This window comes from Brachyspira intermedia PWS/A (genome assembly GCF_000223215.1).
Lineage (GTDB): Bacteria > Spirochaetota > Brachyspiria > Brachyspirales > Brachyspiraceae > Brachyspira > Brachyspira intermedia.
The window spans coordinates 1,352,082-1,372,319 of record NC_017243.1 but is presented as its reverse complement, the minus strand read 5'-3'; the positions used below and the strand labels follow the sequence as shown (position 1 = coordinate 1,372,319).

The 20,238-nt window shown below is 23.8% G+C and carries 15 protein-coding genes and 1 pseudogene; 13 read left to right on the top strand and 3 right to left on the bottom strand.

Translation table 11 applies throughout. The features are described 5' to 3' along the window. The first annotated feature begins 79 nt into the window (after nucleotides 1-79). The 4 genes and pseudogenes from BINT_RS06075 to BINT_RS06060 all read left to right on the top strand — a co-directional run bounded on the left by BINT_RS06075 (nucleotide 80) and on the right by BINT_RS06060 (nucleotide 4,907). Nucleotides 80-1,282, top strand: a complete 1,203-nt coding sequence (locus BINT_RS06075; protein WP_041177297.1) for a hypothetical protein — start codon at nucleotides 80-82, stop codon at nucleotides 1,280-1,282. A 31-nt stretch (nucleotides 1,283-1,313) separates the two neighbouring features. Beyond that, entirely contained in the window at nucleotides 1,314-2,402 is a 1,089-nt protein-coding gene (locus tag BINT_RS06070) for an ankyrin repeat domain-containing protein (RefSeq protein WP_014487672.1), read from the top strand. Between the two features lie 120 nt (nucleotides 2,403-2,522). Further along, nucleotides 2,523-3,772 (top strand): annotated as a pseudogene (locus BINT_RS06065) (hypothetical protein). A gap of 31 nt (nucleotides 3,773-3,803) precedes the next feature. Continuing rightward, nucleotides 3,804-4,907, top strand: coding sequence for an ankyrin repeat domain-containing protein (locus tag BINT_RS06060; RefSeq protein ID WP_014487670.1), 1,104 nt, complete (start codon nucleotides 3,804-3,806; stop codon nucleotides 4,905-4,907). Nucleotides 4,908-4,921: 14 nt separating this feature from the next. Here BINT_RS06060 and BINT_RS06055 read toward each other — a convergent pair whose 3' ends face one another. Further along, entirely contained in the window at nucleotides 4,922-5,695 is a 774-nt protein-coding gene (locus tag BINT_RS06055) for an NADAR family protein (protein ID WP_014487669.1), read from the bottom strand. 79 nt (nucleotides 5,696-5,774) lie between these two features. Here BINT_RS06055 and BINT_RS06050 point away from each other — a divergent pair, with 79 nt between their 5' ends. The 8 genes from BINT_RS06050 (at nucleotide 5,775) to BINT_RS06015 (ending at nucleotide 15,459) form a co-directional block, all read left to right on the top strand. Next, nucleotides 5,775-6,815, top strand: coding sequence for an alcohol dehydrogenase (locus BINT_RS06050; RefSeq protein WP_014487668.1), 1,041 nt, complete (start codon nucleotides 5,775-5,777; stop codon nucleotides 6,813-6,815). An 84-nt stretch (nucleotides 6,816-6,899) separates the two neighbouring features. Then, nucleotides 6,900-8,084, top strand: coding sequence for a cyclic nucleotide-binding domain-containing protein (locus BINT_RS06045; protein ID WP_014487667.1), 1,185 nt, complete (start codon nucleotides 6,900-6,902; stop codon nucleotides 8,082-8,084). A 109-nt stretch (nucleotides 8,085-8,193) separates the two neighbouring features. After that, a complete protein-coding gene (locus tag BINT_RS06040) occupies nucleotides 8,194-9,360 on the top strand; it encodes a cyclic nucleotide-binding domain-containing protein (RefSeq protein WP_014487666.1) in 1,167 nt (388 codons plus the stop codon). 71 nt (nucleotides 9,361-9,431) lie between these two features. Next, nucleotides 9,432-10,586, top strand: coding sequence for a cyclic nucleotide-binding domain-containing protein (locus BINT_RS06035; protein ID WP_014487665.1), 1,155 nt, complete (start codon nucleotides 9,432-9,434; stop codon nucleotides 10,584-10,586). Nucleotides 10,587-10,631: 45 nt separating this feature from the next. Further along, the gene (locus BINT_RS06030) at nucleotides 10,632-11,789 is read left to right on the top strand and encodes a cyclic nucleotide-binding domain-containing protein (protein WP_014487664.1); all 1,158 of its coding nucleotides are present in this window, start codon (nucleotides 10,632-10,634) and stop codon (nucleotides 11,787-11,789) included. Between the two features lie 67 nt (nucleotides 11,790-11,856). Next, a complete protein-coding gene (locus tag BINT_RS06025) occupies nucleotides 11,857-13,011 on the top strand; it encodes a cyclic nucleotide-binding domain-containing protein (protein ID WP_014487663.1) in 1,155 nt (384 codons plus the stop codon). Nucleotides 13,012-13,048: 37 nt separating this feature from the next. Next, entirely contained in the window at nucleotides 13,049-14,206 is a 1,158-nt protein-coding gene (locus tag BINT_RS06020; RefSeq protein ID WP_014487662.1) for a cyclic nucleotide-binding domain-containing protein, read from the top strand. Nucleotides 14,207-14,256: 50 nt separating this feature from the next. Continuing rightward, a complete protein-coding gene (locus BINT_RS06015; RefSeq protein ID WP_014487661.1) occupies nucleotides 14,257-15,459 on the top strand; it encodes a cyclic nucleotide-binding domain-containing protein in 1,203 nt (400 codons plus the stop codon). On the opposite strand, the gene BINT_RS06010 is transcribed toward BINT_RS06015, so the two are convergent. Both BINT_RS06010 and BINT_RS06005 read right to left on the bottom strand, forming a co-directional pair. Then, nucleotides 15,456-16,178, bottom strand: coding sequence for a TlyA family RNA methyltransferase (locus BINT_RS06010; RefSeq protein ID WP_014487660.1), 723 nt, complete (start codon nucleotides 16,176-16,178; stop codon nucleotides 15,456-15,458). The two genes, BINT_RS06015 and BINT_RS06010, sit on opposite strands and share 4 nt — an antisense overlap. A gap of 11 nt (nucleotides 16,179-16,189) precedes the next feature. After that, entirely contained in the window at nucleotides 16,190-17,701 is a 1,512-nt protein-coding gene (locus BINT_RS06005; protein WP_041177296.1) for a hypothetical protein, read from the bottom strand. A gap of 197 nt (nucleotides 17,702-17,898) precedes the next feature. On the opposite strand from BINT_RS06005, the gene BINT_RS06000 reads away from it, so the two are divergent. Next, entirely contained in the window at nucleotides 17,899-20,196 is a 2,298-nt protein-coding gene (locus BINT_RS06000; protein ID WP_014487658.1) for a DUF3536 domain-containing protein, read from the top strand. Nucleotides 20,197-20,238 lie beyond the last annotated feature (42 nt).

Here is a 20,238-nt window from a genome sequence, read left to right as displayed (position 1 = left end):
AATACTTTACAATTTATAATTATCAAGTTATAATCCATTTTCAAGTATTTATAAAAAATACCTATAAGGGGTTATAAAAATGTCTAAAAATAATCTAATTAATTCGAGCAGTAAAAAAATAATATATTTTATATTAGTATTTGTGCTAATGCTAATTTCTTCTCTTCCTACGAATATATATATATTATTATTTGATACTACATATGATCTTGAAAAATTAATTTACAATATGATTTTTAATAGTTTTTATTTTCAAGTTTTTTACTTTTTTTGTTATTCATTTTTATTTAGTGTAAACAGCAATTTTGAAAATGTTAATAAAAGAACAATACTAATAACATTTTTATCATTTTTACTTTTATTTTTGCTTAGCATATTTACTTCAGCACCATTAAAAGATTCAATACCTAATATGACTGATTTTTTTATGTCTAATATAATGATTAATAAAAGTATATTATCTTCTATAATGTTTTTTATTATAATACTTTTAGCTGATAATAATTTTAATATAAAAAATAATACATATAATAGTTTTACTAAACTAGGAGATATAATTGTATTTTCTACAATAGCGGCAATTATTGCATTTGTATTTTGGGTATTTATTGCTTTTTTCTATGATAGATTTATTTTTAGAACTAATATAGCAGGTGATTTTGAATCGTTAATTGAAAAACTTCTTTTTATGTCTATTGTATTTGTTTTTTCTATAATACCTTTTATATTATTCTTTGTGCAAAAGAGATTTAAAACTGTTTTATCAATATATATTTCTAGAGGATTATTATTTTTATATTCATTTTTAATATTCGCTTTATTTTTTGCCTTACTATATGAACCTATAAGACCTTTTGACAATACTAAATCTTTTATAATTTATAATGCATTATTAATTTTATCTATTATTACTTTATACTTTATAAGAGCTGACTATAAAGCTGGAGTAATAACAAAAGCAATGTATATAATATTTCCAATACTGGCATTTTTATTTAATATATTGGTATTAGGAGCAAGCATATACAGAGTAATTATTTCTGAAAATAAAATAAATGAAATTTCTATTGCAGTTCTTAATATAATAATAGCCGTTAATCTAGTATATATTATAATACAAAATATAAAGTCCATAATAAAGATATTTAAAAATAATATTAATATAAATGAGGCAGTGATTGGAAATAATAAAATATACAGTTTTATTTATATTTATAGTATCTACTCATTTATTTTTTCTTTTATAGCTCCTATTATAATGGTATTTTTAAAAGATAAATAAAAGTTTAATAATTTAAAGAGGTTTATGAATTATGAAAAAGCTAATATTTATTTTATTTTTATTTAGTATGTACTTATATAGTCAAACTGATAATAAAACTAAAGTTTATGAAAGATTAAGAGAATATGTGTATGAAGGTAATGTTAGAGAAGCTGAAAATATTCTTAAGAAATATAATGGAGATATAAATAATCTTGATTATGAAGATTTTACATTATTATCGATTGCAGTTATGGATAATAATATAGAAATGGCTGAGCTTCTTTTGAAATATAAGGCAGATGTTAATACTGTAGTAAGTGATGGCGATACTGCATTGATACTTGCAGTTGATAATAATAATATGGAAATGGTTAAACTACTTTTAAGTTATGGTGCTGATATTGACTATCAGGGCTTTAGAGGAAGAACGGCATTATTTTCATCTTTAAACAAAGGCGATAATGGTAAAGAAAATATTGAAATGGTAAAACTCTTAATCAAAAATAAAGCTGATGTTAATATAGCTTATGATGGAGATTATGAGAATGAAGAAACACCTTTAATGTATGCTATTATGAAAGGCTATAAAGAAACGGTAAAAATATTAATTGAAAATAAAGCTGATATAAACAGGAGAAATAGAAATAATGCAAATGCTTTGATTTATGCTTATATGTATGGACATGAGGATATAGCAAATATTTTACTTCAAAATGGTTCTGATTCTTTGGATAAAAGTTTGAAAGTTTGTGATCTTAATCAATCAACTTTGCTTAATCTTAATGTTCCATTGATAAATGCTGCACACTATTCTACCAATGAAGTTTTTTTACAAAAGCTGATTGATAGTGGTTCATATAAAGATTATGATTATGATACTGCATTGAGAGAAGCCGCTTCTTATAATAATATTAATGCTGTAAAAGTGCTTATTAAAAATAATGCAGATGTTAATGTTCAAAATAGAGATGGTATGACAGCATTGATGTCGGCTTGTTATAATGGGAATCTAGAAATGACAAAAATGCTTTTAGATGCTGGTGCTGATAAAAGTATAAAAAGAGGTAATTATGATGCATTGTATTATGCCAGAGAATACGGAAAAAATGAAGAAATAATAAAATTACTCACAAAATAGGTATAGTGTTTACAAAAAACATTATATATACCTAAATAAGTATTTACTTTACAATTTCTAATTATAAGTTATAATCCATTTTCAAGTATTTGTAAAAATACCTATAAGGGGTTATGAAAAATGTCTGAAAATAAGCTTATGAATTTGAGCAGTAAAAAAAGATTATATCATATATTAGTATTTACCATAATAATAATAGCTTCTCTTCCTATAAATATACAAATATTATTATATGATATTGATCATAATGCTGACAATTTCTATCCAACAATTATTATTAATAGTTTTTATTATCAAGTATTTTATTTTTTTTGTTATTCATTTTTATTTATTATAGATAGTAATTTAGAAAATATTAATAAAAGAACAATACTAATAACATTTTTGTCATTTTTACTTTTATTTTTGCTTGGCATATTTACTTCAGCACCATTAAAAGATGAAATACCTGTTATGCTTGAATTTTTTAAATCTAATATAATGATTAATAAAAGTATATTATCTTCTATAATCTTTTTATTATAATAGTTTTATCTGATAACAATTTTAATATAAAGAATAATACATATAATAGTTTTACTAAATTAGGAGATATAATACTGTTTTCTGTAGCATCAGAAATTTTATTAGCAATAATATTATTCTTAATTATTAAATTGGTAGAATTGGTAGAATTGCTAGAATTTTTGGCAATTATGGTATTATTATTTTTTGGTTTAATGTTATCTGTTTTTTCTGAAGAACATGGAAATACCTTAGCCTCAAAACTGATTTTGATTTTTATTGTATATTTATCTACTTTAATACCGTTTATATTTTTCTTTGTGCAAAAGAGATTCAAAACTGTTTTATCAATATATATTTCTCGAGGATTATTATTTTTATATTCATTTTTAATATTTGTTTCATTTTTTGCCTTACTATATGAACCTATAAGACCTTTTGACAATACTAAGTCTTTTATAATTTATAATGTATTATTAATTTTATCTATTATTACTTTATACTTTATAAGAGCAGATTATAAAGCTGGAGTAATAACAAAGGCAATGTATATAATATTTCCAATAATAGCATTATTATTTAATATATTAGTATTAGGAGCAAGCATATACAGAGTAATTATTTCTGAAAATAAAATAAATGAAATTTCTATTGCAGTTCTTAATATAATAATAGCTGTTAATTTAGTATATATTATAATACAAAATATAAAGTCTATAATAAAGATATTAAAAAACAATATCAATATAAATGAGGCAGTAATTGGAAATAATAAAATATATAGCTTCATTTATGTTTATGGTATTTACTCATTTATTTTTTCTTTTATAGCTCCTATTGTAATGGTATTTTTAAAAGATAAATAAAAGTTTAATAATTTAAAGAGGTTTATGAATTATGAAAAAGTTAATATTTATTTTATTTTTATTTAGTTTGTACTTATACGCTCAAAATAATGATAATAATAAAAGCAAAGTTTCTGAAAAATTAATAGATTATGTTAATGAAGGTAACGTTAAAGAAGCTGAAAATATTCTTAAAAAATATAATGATTATGTAAACAATCGTAATTATGAGGGATTTACATTGTTATCGCTTGCAGTTATACGTAATAATATAGAAATGGCTGAGCTTCTTTTGAAATATAAAGCAGATGTTAATGCTAATGTAGATCTTGGAGATAGCTTATTAATAGGTGCAGTTGATAATAAAAATATGGAAATGGTTAAACTACTTTTAAGTTATGGTGCTGATATTGATTATCAGGGATTTAGAGGAAGGACAGCATTATTTTCTTCTTTAAACAAAGGCGGTGAGAATAAAGAAAATATTGAAATGGTAAAACTCTTAATAAAAAATAAAGCGGATGTTAATATAGCTTATGATGGAGATTATGGAAATGAAGAAACACCTTTAATGTATGCTGCTATGAAAGGCTATAAAGAAACTGTAAAAATATTAATTGAAAATAAAGCTGATATAAATAAAAGAAATATTTATAATGCAAATGCTTTGATTTATGCTTATATGTATGGACATGAGGATATAGCGACTATTTTACTTCAAAATGGTTCTGATTCTTTAGATAAAAGTTTGAAAGTTTGTAATCTTAATAAAGAAACTTTGCTTAGTTATGATGTTCCATTAATAACTGCTGCACACTATTCTACTAATGAAGTTTTTTTACAAAAGCTTATTGATAATGGTGCAAATGTAAATTATAAAAATTATGATGAAAAAACTGCATTGATAGAAGCAGCTGATTATAATAATATTAATGCTGTAAAAGTGCTTATTAAAAATAATGCTGATGTTAATGTTCAAAATAAGTATGGTATGACAGCATTGATGTGGGCTTGTCGTAAAGGAAATTTAGAAATGACAAAAATGCTTTTAGATGCTGGTGCTGATAAAAGTATAAAAAGAGGTAATTATGATGCATTGTATTATGCCAGAGAATACGGAAAAAATGAAGAAATAATAAAACTTCTTACACAATAATAATACTGATTATTTTAATCTTTATATAAAAATTTACTCCAATCTATCAAATCATAATTTTTGTATACTCTTTTTATTTCATCTCTTGCTTCCATTAAAGCAAAGCCTAATAAATTTTCTCCTTTCCAGCAAAAAGGATTTTCTATATTCTCATCATCATATTTCATTTTTATTCCCCATACTTTATCATAGGGACTTGCCTCAACTAATACTTTGTTTTTTGTACTTAATAAAAAATTTCTTAAATCAGTGTTTTGCGAAAATTTATAATAATTACCTGTAAATACTATTTTGTATTTCATTTTATCCCACAATTCATCATTGAAATTTTTAACTTTTCTTCCAAGTTCTTTTATAGTTTTCGGCTGATTACTATTCAAAATTTCATTAGCAATATCTTTATCATCAAATAATAATGCCTTATTGTACATCATATATTTTTCCATACAATTAAATACTAAATCATTTTCTTTAAAATCTTTAATATACCATTGACTCAATGATGATTTAGTAACTTCTTTTTTATCATTAGTATGACCATAGAAAAATAAAAAGTCAATTTTCTTTCCGGAATTAAAATCTTTTCTAAGTTTTTCTAAAGAATATTTTTGCTCTCCTACCCCATTCATTAAATTATTATCATAAAAGCCTTTAAATACTATAGGCTCTTCAAAAAGTTTCTTATACTCTTCTTTATCATCATTTGAAAGTCTATTAAAATAATTACTGAATACTTTATTATAAGAACTACTATTTACAAACCATATAGGAGGCATTATATTTTGCATAAAAAATCCTTGTAAAAGTTTTGTAAAAGTATATCATTATATTATTTGAATATCAACTATTATAAATTAGGAAATAAATATGAAAGGCTTAGTATATTTAGGAAATAATAAAATAGAATTAAAAGAAATAGAAAATCCAAAAATTATAGATAATAAAGATGTAATAGTAAAAGTTACATTATCTAGCATATGCACAAGTGATTTTCATATAATAAACGGAGCAGTACCAAGAGCAAAAGAAAATATTGTGCTTGGGCATGAATTTGTAGGTGAAATTATAGAAACAGGAAGCGAAGTCAAGAAATTAAAAAAAGGCGATAGAGTATCAGGAAACTGCATCACTTTCTGCGGAGAATGTTATTATTGTAAAAACGGATTTATTAATAATTGTGAAAAAGGCGGTTGGGAAATAGGATGCCATATAAATGGATGTCAGGCAGAATATATAAGAGTACCTTATGCAGATATGTCATTGAATATACTTCCGGAAAATGTAACTTATGATAATGCATTATTTGTAGGTGATATCTTAGCAAGTGGATATTTCGGTGCTGAGCTTTGCGAAATAAAAAATGATGATACTGTTACTGTTATAGGTTCAGGACCTGTGGGGCTTTGTGCTATGATGAGTGCAAAAGTTTTCGGAGCTAAAAAAATAATTGCTATTGATATAAATGAAGATAGACTAAATATTGCAAAAGAAAATAAATTAGCTGACTTTTTCATAAATCCTAATAAAGTTGAAAATATAGAAGAATACATAAAAGATATAAATAAAGGCAGACTTTCTGACGGCACTATAGAAGCAGCAGGCGGAGAAAATACATTTGAATTAGCTTGGAAAATAGCAAGACCTAATTCTGTTGTTGCATTAGTTGCGATGTATGAAAAACCTCAAATTCTTCCGCTTAATATTATGTACGGAAAAAATTTAATATTCAAAACAGGCGGAGTCGATGCTGTTCATAGTGATAGAATTCTTAAATTGATATCTGAAGGTAAATTAAACACTGATTTTCTCATAACTCATCGAGTAAAATTAGATGATATATTAAAAGGTTATGAAATATTTGATAAGAAACAGGATAATTGTATAAAAGTGGCTGTAGAATACAATTAATATTATTTAATAAAAAAGATTTTATTATTGTTATATACAAATTATATAGTATAATATATATTATCAAAATTTAGGGTATTAATTATGATTGACTTTAATGTAGTTGAATTTAAAAAAGATTCCGCAATATTTGTTGCAGGTGAAAATGCAAGAGAAGTATTTTACATAATAAAAGAAGGTACTGTAATAGATAAAAATTATGTTGTAGAAAATACTAATTTTGAATTTACTTCAGGAGATATAATAGGTATTGTCCCTGCTATACTTTTAGAACCTTATTATTCAACTGCAATTGCGGTAACAGATGTACAATTAGTAGAGATACATACCAAAGACATATATAATATAGAAGATATAAAAATAATAGAAAAAATATATAAATATTTAATAAAATTTATGGAAATATGGTTGGGTAAATATTTTTATAAATTATCTGAATCTTTAAATATAGGAAGCTATAAAGAAAATGATGCACTTGAAATAGCAAATATTTATAATGATAATGGATATAAATCAGCTGCGCTTTATATGTACAAAAAAATCATAGAAATGTTCCCTAATGAAGATCATACAGTAATAAACGAAAAAATAAATGAAATAGAAAGCAACTATAAAATAAAACCTCCATTGGAAATAAGTTCTAATTTGCAGGAATATAAAAAAGGTACTTGTATATTTTCAGAATTAGAAAATAATACAGATCTATATGTAATAAGAGATGGAAAAGTTGGAGTGTATAGTGTATTCGATGGAAAAATTATTACTAGAATAATATTTAAAAGCGGAAACATCATAGGTTATAAGCCTATACTTGGAAATAAATTATTACTCACAACATGCATAGTATTAGAAGATACAATATTACAGGTTGTAAACAAAGAAGATTTTTTAAGATTAGCTTCGAACAATACAAAACTTCAATATCATCTTGTAAATATAATGGCAAGAAGAACATACAATACAATAATAAAAAGCTATAGTATAACAATAAAGAACCCTATTGGAAAATTTTATAGTATGGTATATTCATTTGTAAAAACAGAATTATTATTCGATAAGAACATTGATTTTATAGAACTACCTTACACTCTTCATGATATATGTACTATGGTTGGTATAGAAAATATCGATTATATAAAATCAGAAATGAATAAAATTAAAGTAATATTATTCTCAGGCAATGAAAAAATAATAATACCAAATATACAAAATTTCTTCAAAGAGTATGATATGTACAGAAAAAGAAATTCAACTCCTAATATATCTTAATAATTCTAAAACTATTATATTTTTTCATAATAATTATTTGACATAACTGCATTTTATAATATAATATTTGGTCTTGATTTATTCTAGTAAAAAATATAATGGGATCTTTATGGAAAAATATGATACAATTAAATTTAATAAAAATGATATTATTATTAAAGCAGGAGAACAGCCATCAGAATATTTTTATATATTAATGAGCGGTAAAACTATATCATATTATGAATTTCATAAAGAGTATAAACATGAAAGTAAAAAAGGAAGTATATTAGGATTAATATCCGCTATTATAAAAGAACCATATTTTTCAACTATAGAGGCTGTAGAAGATTCAGAACTTCTAAAAATAAAAATTGATAGTATAATCAATATCAAAGATGAAAATCTGCTTACAAAAATATATAATTATCTATACTTTATTTTAGAAACTTGGCTTAGTAAATATTATACTATATTAGCTGTAAATAAAGTAGATTTATATAATAAAGACGATATTGTAACTATGGCAAATATTTATAAGAAGAATGGATATATAGATGCTAGCTACAAATTATGCTCAAAATATGTAGAACTTTTTCCTGAAGATAATGATGTAGTTAAAATTAAAAACTTTATGAAAGATATGGAAAATATAAAATATACTAAAGAAATAGATCATATAGAAAATAATACATACAAATTTCCAAAAGGATATTGTATATATACAGAAATATATTCAAGCGACCATATATATATAATAAAATCAGGTAAAGTTGGAATATATAGCATAGTTAATTCCAAACAGATAATTAGAAATATTTATACAGAGGGATATATAATAAATGGATATAATCCTACACTAGAATATAAACCATTGTTAACGACCGCTATAGTTTTAGAAGACTCTATCATTGATATAATAAATAAAGAACAGTTAATAGAAATGATATATAATGATAAATCATTAAGAATTAATTTTATAAAAATGATATCAATAAAAGTAAATAATGCTGTTTTAAAACTCAAAGCAATAAAGAAAGATGAATTAAATATTAAATTTATAATTATCATATACTCTATGTTAAAAATGCATACTTTATATCATAAAGATGCTATAAAATTAACATTACTTTATAGTATAAAAGATATAAAAAATATGCTTAATATAGATATTGATAATAAAAAAGTTCGTGCAGCATTAAAAAATGTTAAATATATAGAATTAGACAATGATTATAATATTAGAGTAACAAATATAGAAAATTATTGTAAAGAATACAAAAATTATATAATATAACCTTTTATAGTTGACATAATTTTTCTAAGTATTATAATTTTTAAATAAATAATATTAAAGAATATATATTTATGAAAAAATACAGATTAGTTAAATATAAAAAAGGTGATATTATATTAAAAGATTCCCAAATTTCTAAAGACTGTTTTTATATAATTACAAAAGGAAGTATAAGATCCTATAATAATTTTTACAATAATACATATAAAATGGGTAATATCATAGGTTTAATAGCATCTATAGCAAAAGAACCATATTACTCTACTGTGGAAGCTATAGAAGATACTGAATTATGGGAAATAAAAATAGAAAATATAAATAAAATTAATAATAAACACTTAATAAACAAAATATCCAATTATTTATCATTTGTACTAGAAATTTGGCTTAGTAAATATTATAGTCTTATAATAAAAAATAAAATAGATCTATACAATAAAGAAGATATACTTACTATGGCATCAATTTATAAAGATAATGGATTTATAGATGCAAGTTATAAATTATGCTTATCATATATTAATATGTTTGAGAATGATTATAATGTTAATAATATTGATGATGTCAAAAAATTTATGAAAACTTTAATTAAATCAAAAGAACCGGAACATATAGATAATAATTCCTATAAAATGTACAAAGGATATTGTATATATACTGAATTAGAAGCCACTAATCATATTTATTATATAAGGTCTGGAAGAATTGGAATATACAATATAGCAGACTCAAGTTATATTACTAGAACTATATATCCTGCACATTTTGTTATTGATGACTATGCCCCTACACTTGAGTATAAAACTCTATTTACAACTGCTATAGTTTTGGAAGATTCCATTGTAGAAATTCTAACTAAAGAAGAATTAGTAAAAAAACTTCATGATAATGCCGAATTAAGATTTAAAATGATAAAAATGACTTCTATGAAAGTTATAAGTACAATATTAAAGATTAAATCCATAAATAAAACTGAATTAAGAGATAAATTGATAGTATTAATATATGGAATTCTAAAAATAGAAACTTTATTTTCTGAAAAAACATATATAAAACTATACTATAAAATAGAAGATATAAAAAATATGATGCATGATGATATAGATATTAATGATATGCAAAATGCTTTAAAAAATATAGAATATTTAGAATTTGACTGTTTTAATAACATTATAGTTACAGATTCATATAAATATTTTAAAGAATATGAAAGTTATACAAAGTAACTTTAACATAAAAAATAAAAAACTATTAAGATAAATAATATTACTATGGAACAACAATATAACAAAATAACAATAAAAAAATCAACAATAATTTTTAAATATAAAGAACCAGCCAAGGATTATTTTTATATAATACTCAAAGGTAAAGTTACAGCATATAATGTATTTTATCAAAATTATGACATACATTATAAAGAAGGCGATATTATAGGGCTAATATCATCAATAATCAATGAACCTTATTACTCTACAATAGAAAGCAACGAGGATACAGAAGTCTTAAAAATATATGTACAAGATTTAGCCAAAATAGATAATTATAAACTTATAGATAAAATATCAAATTATTTGTCTTCAATATTTGAAACTTGGCTCAGTAAATACTATTCATTAATCACAAACAATAAAGTCAATTTATATAATAAAGAAGATATAGTAACAATGGCAAATATTTATAAAAATAGAGGCTTTACAGATGCAAGCTATAAAATATGTAATGGATGCATAAAATTATTTAAAGATGATATCCATATCAATGAAGCTAAGAAACTAATAATAAATACAAGACCAATAGCAAAACCAACACGTATAGAAGAAAATGTTTACAGTATAAAAAAAGGATATTGTTTATATACAGAAATAGAACCCAGCAGTTACATATATATGATAAGATCCGGAAAAGTAGGTATTTATAGTATAATAGACTCTAAAGCCGTAGTAAGATCAATTTATTCATCTAATTATATCATAAATTATTATAAACCTGTTTTGGACTATAAACCTCTTTTTACAACTGCTATAGTATTGGAAGATTCGGTAATAGAAATTATAGAAAAAGATTTGATGGAAAATATTATAAATAGAGATAATAAATTCATTAATAATTATATAAAAGCCACAGCAGCAAAAATTAATAATACAATATTAAAAATTAAAGCATTATCAGCAAAAGAATTAAATGAAAAATTAATAATACTAATATATTCATTTATCAAAATGGATACTCTATTTGAAAAAAATAAAAATGTAAGATTATACTATTCTATAGACGATATAAAGAATATTTTAAATATAGATACACCAAATAATGAAATATTTCAAATTTTAGAACAATTGAAGCATATGAGAATAGATAAATCAGAAAATATTACAATAAACAATTATGAGAATTTTTTCAGAGAATATGAAAATTACATAATATAATTATTTTTTTGTTGACATAATTATCTTATATAGTATAATGCAGGCATTAATAGTGTTAGATTAGTTTATGTCATATAATATCACAGAAAGATTTGATAAATCTTCAATATTATTTAATAATGGAGAATCTCCAAAAGATTACTTCTATATAATTACTAAAGGCAGAGCTGTATCTTATAATAGTTTTTATGAAAATTATAAAATATCTCTTAAAGAAGGCAGTATAATAGGTTTAATATCTGCTATAATAAAAGAGCCTTACTATGTAACTACTGAGGCTTTAGATGATATAGAAGTATTAAAAATCAATATAAATAATATAGTTCAGATTACAAACAAAGAATTAGTCAGCAGAGTATCTAATTATCTATCTTATATACTTGAAACTTGGCTCAGTAAATATTATAGTTTAGTTATAAAAAATAAGGTAGATTTATATAATAAAGAAGATATATTAATCATGGCTAGTATATACAAAAATAATAATTTCATAGACGCTAGTTATAAAATATGTATTCAATATATAGAATTATGTAAAAATGAATGCAACACAGAAAAAGTAGAACAATTCCTAAAATATCTTAAACCCAAAAAAGAACCAGAACTTATAGAAAAAAATACATATAAGGTGAAAAAAGGATATTGTTTATACACAGAAATAGTTTCCAGCAATCATGTATATATAATAAAATCAGGAAGGGTTGGTATATATAATATTATTAATAAAAAACAAACTGTAAGACTAATATATCCGGAAGGCTATATAATAAATGGATACCCGCCATCTCTAGAATATAAACCTTTACAGACAACTGCAATAGCTATTGAAGATTCAGTAATAGAAATATTAAAAAAAGAAGAACTTATAAGTGCAGCAAATAAAAATGAAGAACTGAGAATTGGTTTAATATTAGTAACTGCTGTAAAAGTAAATAATGTAACATTAAAAATAAAAGCAGTGAAAGAGAAAGAACTAAAAAATAAATTAATTATCATATTATATTCTATCATAAAAATAGAAACTTTATTTAAAAAAGAAAAAATAATAAAATTACCATATAAAATAAAAGATATCATAGATATGATAGATCTGAATAATGATATCAAAGCAATATATGCGGAATTTGAAAATATAAAACATATAGAATTAGACACTTTCAAAAATATTATAGTTAATAATACTGAATCTTTTTTAGAAGAATACGAAAATTATATAAGATAATTATTACAATATAATAAAAAATTAGTTTTATAATAACATGAATAATTACAACACTATTAAATTCCCAAAATCATCTTTTATATATGAGGAAGGCAATTTTCCAAAAGATTCATTTTATATAATAACAAAAGGCAAAGCTAAATGCTATGCAATAAATTCTAATAACTACAATAAAGAATATAATGTTGGACATATTATAGGACTAGTTAATCTGGCAGCATCAGAACCCTATTCTGTTACTATGGAAGCTACAGAAGATGTTGAAGTTTTGGAATTGACACTATCTGATATAAGCAATATTACAAATAACGATTTGATAAAAACAATATATAATTATCTTAATACTACATTAGAAACTTGGCTCTCTCGCTATTATATTATTTTGGTAAAAAATAAAGTTGATTTATATTATAAAGAAAATATTTTCACAATGGCAGAAATATATCTAAAAAATGATTTTCCTGATATAGCTCATAAATTATATGAAAACTACATAGAAACATTAGAAGATAAAAATGATATAGAATATGCTAAAAAAGAATTATTAAAACTTCCTCCAGCCAATAATCCAAGCACATTTACTTCAAATATATTGTTGTATAAAAAAGGAAGCTGTTTATATACAGAATTCAAACCAAGTAATCATTTATATATAATATTATCTGGAAGAATAGGAATATACAATGTCATAAATGGAAAGCTGCTTCTAAAAGATATATATAAAAAAAATTATGTTCTTGACGGATATGAACCAAAATTAGAATATAAGCCTTTATTAACTTCAGCTGTTGCTTTAGAAACTTCTTATATAAAAGTAGTAACTAAAGAAGAATTTATAGAAATGATAATAAAAGATAAGCATCTTAGAAGTTATCATATAAAAATGATGTCAATAAAAGTAATAAATATATTATCTAAAATAAAAGCATTAGAAGAAACAAATACTCTTTCAAAATTATTTATAATAATCTCTGCATTGCTAAAAACAGAAACTTTATTTGAGGAAATAAACACAACTGTATTAAATTATACTATTTATGATATAGAAAACTCTATAAAATTAGATATAAATGATATTCTTAATAATTTAAAAAAAATAAAATCATTAGAAATAATAAATGATAAATATATAAGAATAACAAATATCAATGATTTTTTTAAAGAATATCATGAATATCAAAAAAATACTTATTGACATCCCTTATAAATGTATTAAAATATTTACAAACAATATAGGGATTATTTATGTTAAATTACAACACTATCAAATTTAATAAATCTGCAACAATATTTATAGAAGGTCAGGAACCAAAATACACATTTTATATTATTAAAAAAGGAAGAGTAGTAGTATATAGTTATTTCGCTGATAATTACGCTGTAGAATATAAAGAAGGTGAAATTATAGGGTTATTCAATGCCGTTTTAAATGAACCTTACTTTTCTACAGTAAAAGCATTAGAAGATACAGAAGTAATAGAAATGAATATCAATGAAATAGAAAAAATAGATACTATAAGTCTTATAAATAAAATATATGATTATCTTATGATTAATATAGAAAGATGGCTCAACAGATACTATTACTTTTTGCATAAAGAAAACAATCCATATTATAGCAGACATGGCAAGTCTAAAAATATTGATATTATGGAAATGTGCAAAATATATCTTAATAATGGATTTAATGATGCTGCTTATAAATTATATAAAAAGTATATAGAGCTTAATCCTAATGATGAGGAAAGAAAAGAAGAGCTTAATAATTTATACAAAAATCTCAAACCAATAGAAGAGCCTGAAAATATAGAAGCAAACATATATAAATATAAAAAAGGCTATTGTTTATATACAGAACTTCAAAGTAAAGATAATCTATATATAATAAAATATGGCAAAGTTGGTGTATATAATATATTTGATTCTAAACAAGTTACAAGAAGAGTATTAGCTACCGATGATGTACTTAATGGATATGCTCCTATTTCAAAAAATAATAAATATCTTTCAACTACTGCTATAGTTTTGGAAGATTCTATTGTACAATTAATAAAAAAAGAAGATGCTATGAATTTGGTGCAGTCTGACAGAACTCTTAGACTATATTTTGTAAAAATGATGAGTATGAGAGTATACAGCACAATTTCAAGAATAAGATCTTTTAATGCAAATAAAATAGTAAGTAAATTTGTAATAATAATAGAAGCATTAATAAAAACAGAACTATTATTTAAAAGCATAAACAAAATAAAATTTCAATATAATATAAACGATATTTGTTCTATGATAGGAGTTGAATATAAAGAAAGCATAGACAATGAAATATTAAAAATCAAATCATTAGATATATCAGATGAAGGATATTTAATGGTTAATGATGTAGAAAGTTTCTATAAAGAATATGAAATATATAAGCAGAGAAATACTCATAAGATAGAAACTGATTAAATAACAAAATGAGCTAAATATTCTATATTGCCTTTAGCCCCTTTTATAGGCGAAACTGTTCTATTTACTTCTTTAAACCCTATTTCTACTATTCTTGAAATAGCATTGTTTAATATTTTTTCTCTAAGTGTATCATCTCTTATTATGCCACCTTTAGATACATCACCCCTTTCAGCTTCAAATTGAGGTTTTATCAAAGTTACCCAAAATTCCAAATCATTTAATTCTTTGAATATAATAGGAGCTATTTTTGATATTGATATAAAAGAAACATCACTTACAACTATAGAAGGAATCTCACCATTAAACATTTCTCTTTTTATATCTTTGGCATTAAAATCTTCTATAGATACTACCCTATCATCATTACGAAGTTTATAAACTAGCTGATTATGCCCTACATCAAGAGCATAAACTTTTTTAGCACCATATTTAAGCAGACAATCTGTAAAGCCTCCTGTAGAAGCTCCAATATCTAAACATATTTTATTTTCTACAGATATACCAAACTCTAAAAATGCTTTTTCTAACTTCTCTCCAGCCCTTGATACATATTTTATATTTTGAACAACTTCTATATTGTCAGTATCTTTTATCTTATAAGCCTTAGAAGTTACCTTTACTCCATTAACAAAAACACAACCGGCTAGTATTATATCTTGTGCTTTAGCTCTGCTCTCTGTATAGCCTTCACCATGCACATATTCATCTAATCTCATTTATGAAAGTATTATAATCCAAGAAAAGATTTTATTATAGAAAGAGAATTCTTTTCTTTATCTCTAGTATTCACTTTCAAAAGCATTTGAGTATGATTGCTTTCTAATATATTTGAAGTTAGATAAACTGATTCAAAAGTTTCAGTATATTCATCACCTATACCATATAATGATAAATTAGAATTAAACTCTAAATATAAAGCCATAGTATTATTTTTAGCTATTTCAACTTTATCAGCAGATAATACTGTAGCTGGTTTTTGATCATTAATTATTGAATCTATAACATTAGAATTATCAGAAATATACAATATAGAATCTTTTATATAGCATAAATGACCACCGAGTGTATAAACATCATCAGTAACATCTTCAGCAAATGCCTGCAATATTACTTTAACTGTATCAGTATCAGTTATAGAAGCAGAAATTAGTAAAGCAGGTGATTCATCAGTATCAGCATTCGGATCATCCCAAACAGATACAAATATGTCTCCACCAAAAAGTTCTATAAATTTAGAAGCATCTATTCCATTCTCTTCAAGGGCTTTTAATTCTTCTTTAAAAGGAAGATTTTTCATATCTCCCATAATATTTTTAAGATATCCAGACAATTCTTTACTATTAAATGCTAATGATAAGAATCCATAATTATTTTCACCATTAACAAATGAATATATATTATCAGCTAATTCCTTTTTTAATAATAAACTATCATAAGGATAATTAGGAGTATAACTGTCAAGAAGTACTTGAGCATCTCCATTATTGAAATTTATTTTTGTAGTAATGATAGCATCTTTATATGCTTCTTTAGGTATTCCTTCATAGCTTCTACCGAATAAAAATTTTGCAAAATCAGAATTCTCATCAGCTAATAAAGATAAATTAACCCAAACATAAGAATCATTAGTTTCATTTTCTAAAGCTAAAAACTTTTCATCTTCTAAAGGAGTATTATTAATAAATACATAATTAGCTATATTAGTAATATCTTCTTTATTTAATTCTTCATTATACCAATAATTATCTTTAAGTTTTAAAGTAACAGAAAATATTTCTTTATTCCATGAAATCAAATTATATTCATCTAATGGCAAATATCTATAAGCAGCATTTTCAGCAACAGAAACTAATTTATCTTCCTGACTTGCCATTTTTATCATAAGCTTATCTAATTCAGTAATATCCTTAACATCAAACATCAGTGTCATTTGCTGATAGCCATTGAAAAAAACTATTCTTGAAGTTTTAGAAAAATCTATATAATCATTTAATTTATTAGTCATAACTTCAGCAACAAAAGCATCATCTCTATACTCTAAATATCTGTCAGCATATTGCTGCATGAAAAATCTATTGAAAATATCTTGTAAATTAATTTCTCCTTTTTCTGCCATAGTTCCAGCATTAATAGAAAAAACACTATCTACATTATTGGGTATATATTTTTTATCTACAGCATAAGTAAAAGTGCTTAATGTCAATAAAAATAATAAGATCAAGGATACTACTCTGTTCATTAACTATCTCCTTAAAATGAGTTACAAAAAAGAATATATTTTATATTATATTAGACTATAATTAAAAGTCAAGTATTTATTTACATACAATATTTTGTATAGAAAAAATAATATGATTTCATGTAAAAAAATCTTGCAATAATACACAAAATACTTATAATCATAAAACATCTTACTTCATAATATTAGGATATAATATGAGATACTTGATACTTCATGGTCATTTCTATCAGCCCCCAAGAGAAAATCCATTTTTAGGTGAAATACAAAAGGAAGCGAGTGCAGCACCTGCTCATGACTGGAATGAAAGAATAACGAATGAATGTTATAGTCCTAATGCATATTCAAGAATATTAGACGGATACGGAAGAATAAATGATATGTCTAATAATTATGAATATATGAGTTTTAATTTCGGCCCTACACTTCTTGATTATATAGCAAGAACTAGAGAAGATTTATTGAAAAGAATAATAGAAGCAGATAAAAAAAGTATAGAAAGAGTCGGATACGGAAATGCAATAGCTCAAGTTTACAATCATATAATACTTCCTCTTGCAAAAAAAGAAGATATGAGAGTGCAAATAAAATGGGGCTTATACAATTTTGAAAAATATTTTGGAAGAAAATCAAGCGGAATATGGCTTTCTGAAACAGCAATAAATTTAGATGTAGTTGATGCTTTATATGACTGCGGAGTAAAATTCACTATACTTTCTCCATATCAAGCTCATTATGTTAAAAATATTACAACTACAGATGTTTCAGGTGCAAAAATAGATACTTCAAAACCTTATTGGCTTTACGGACATAATGGAAAAAGAGTTGCAGTATTTTTCTATGATGCTTATGTATCTCAGGCAATAGCTTTTGAACATTTGCTTACTTCATCTGATAAACTTGCAGAAAAAATAAGAAATGCTTATGGAGAAAGAAAACTTGTAAACATAGCTACTGACGGAGAAAGCTACGGACACCATGAGCCTTTTGCTGATATGTGTTTGGCAAGATATTTTAAAGAGAATGTTCATTATGATAATATTACACCAACTAATTATGAACATTATTTGAATATTCATCCGCCTACAGAAGAAGTTATACTTCATAGTGGTACAGGTGGAAGAGGAACTTCTTGGAGCTGCTCTCATGGTGTAGAAAGATGGAGAAGCAACTGCGGATGCGGAGGCTGGGACGGATGCGATTTATCTTGGAGAGGTCCTTTACGTGAAGCATTTGATATATTAAGAAAGATGCAGGATAAATTATTTGCTACTTTCTTAGACTTTACTGATGAAACTAGAAACTCTTTAAGAGAAGAATATGTGCGTGCTATATATAATGATTTAGATGCTAGAGATTTATATGAAATATGCAGCAAATATATATCATTTAAAGAATTTGTATTTTTAATGGAATCTTATAAGTATTCATTATTTTCATATACATCTTGTGGTTGGTTCTTTGAAGATGTATCAAGATTAGAGCCTATAAAAAATATGCAGTATGCAGAGCAGTCTTTCCATTATGCTAGATTATTGGTAAAAGATAAAAATGTAGACTTTGTTGATAAGGCTCAAGAAGAATTTTTAAAAACGTTAGAAAAATCTATAAGTAATAAACCAGAACATCATAGTGCTAGATATTTCTATGAAAAAGAAGCGAAAGTTGATGTATTTGCGAAACTTTATGTTATTAACTATTTTATATTTAATCTTATAGCAAGCGAATACAGAGATGTAAATATAAATATTTTTAAACATGAAATAAAATCAACTAAAATAGAAAAAAATATTATAGAAGGTATATTAATAGACAATATAGCTGCAGATATATATTTCAGAGTTAATACATCAAGCGAAAATCATGAATTTAAAAATCAGATACAAATATCAGAAAATTATGATGATTTAGATAAATGCACTGTGTATACAATGTATTTAAAAGATTTAAATTCTGATATAAGAGATAAATTAGCAGATAGTTTATTTGAAACTGATATAAAAAAGTTAGATCATTTAATGCATGAAATATATCCTGAGTACAGAAAACTTTTCACATACTTTAATTTGAATAGCATTACTCCTGATTATGACTATAGAAGAATAATGGGTGCTATGGCTTCACCTATACTTAGAGAAAAAATTACTGAAAGAGGAAGAGATGCTTACGATGAAGTATCTGAAAATTTAAAAGATGCAAGAAATGCAGGTATATTTATATCAAACAGCGGAATATCAAGCTTAATTGGAGATAATATTAAAAATGCTTTAAATACATTATATGAAACAGGAAATACAGAAACAATATACGATGTACTTAAAGATGTTAAATTTTTATCAAATAATGATATGCCTATAGACAGAAATACATTTGAAAATATTTTCTATAAAATAATACTCAAATATAAAAATACTGATATCAAATTCAATGATGATGAAAAAGCATCATTCAAAGAATTAGGATATTGGCTCAATTTCAATATGGATAATATATAATAGTATTTATTATAAAAAAAGCTGATAACTTTATTGATTAAG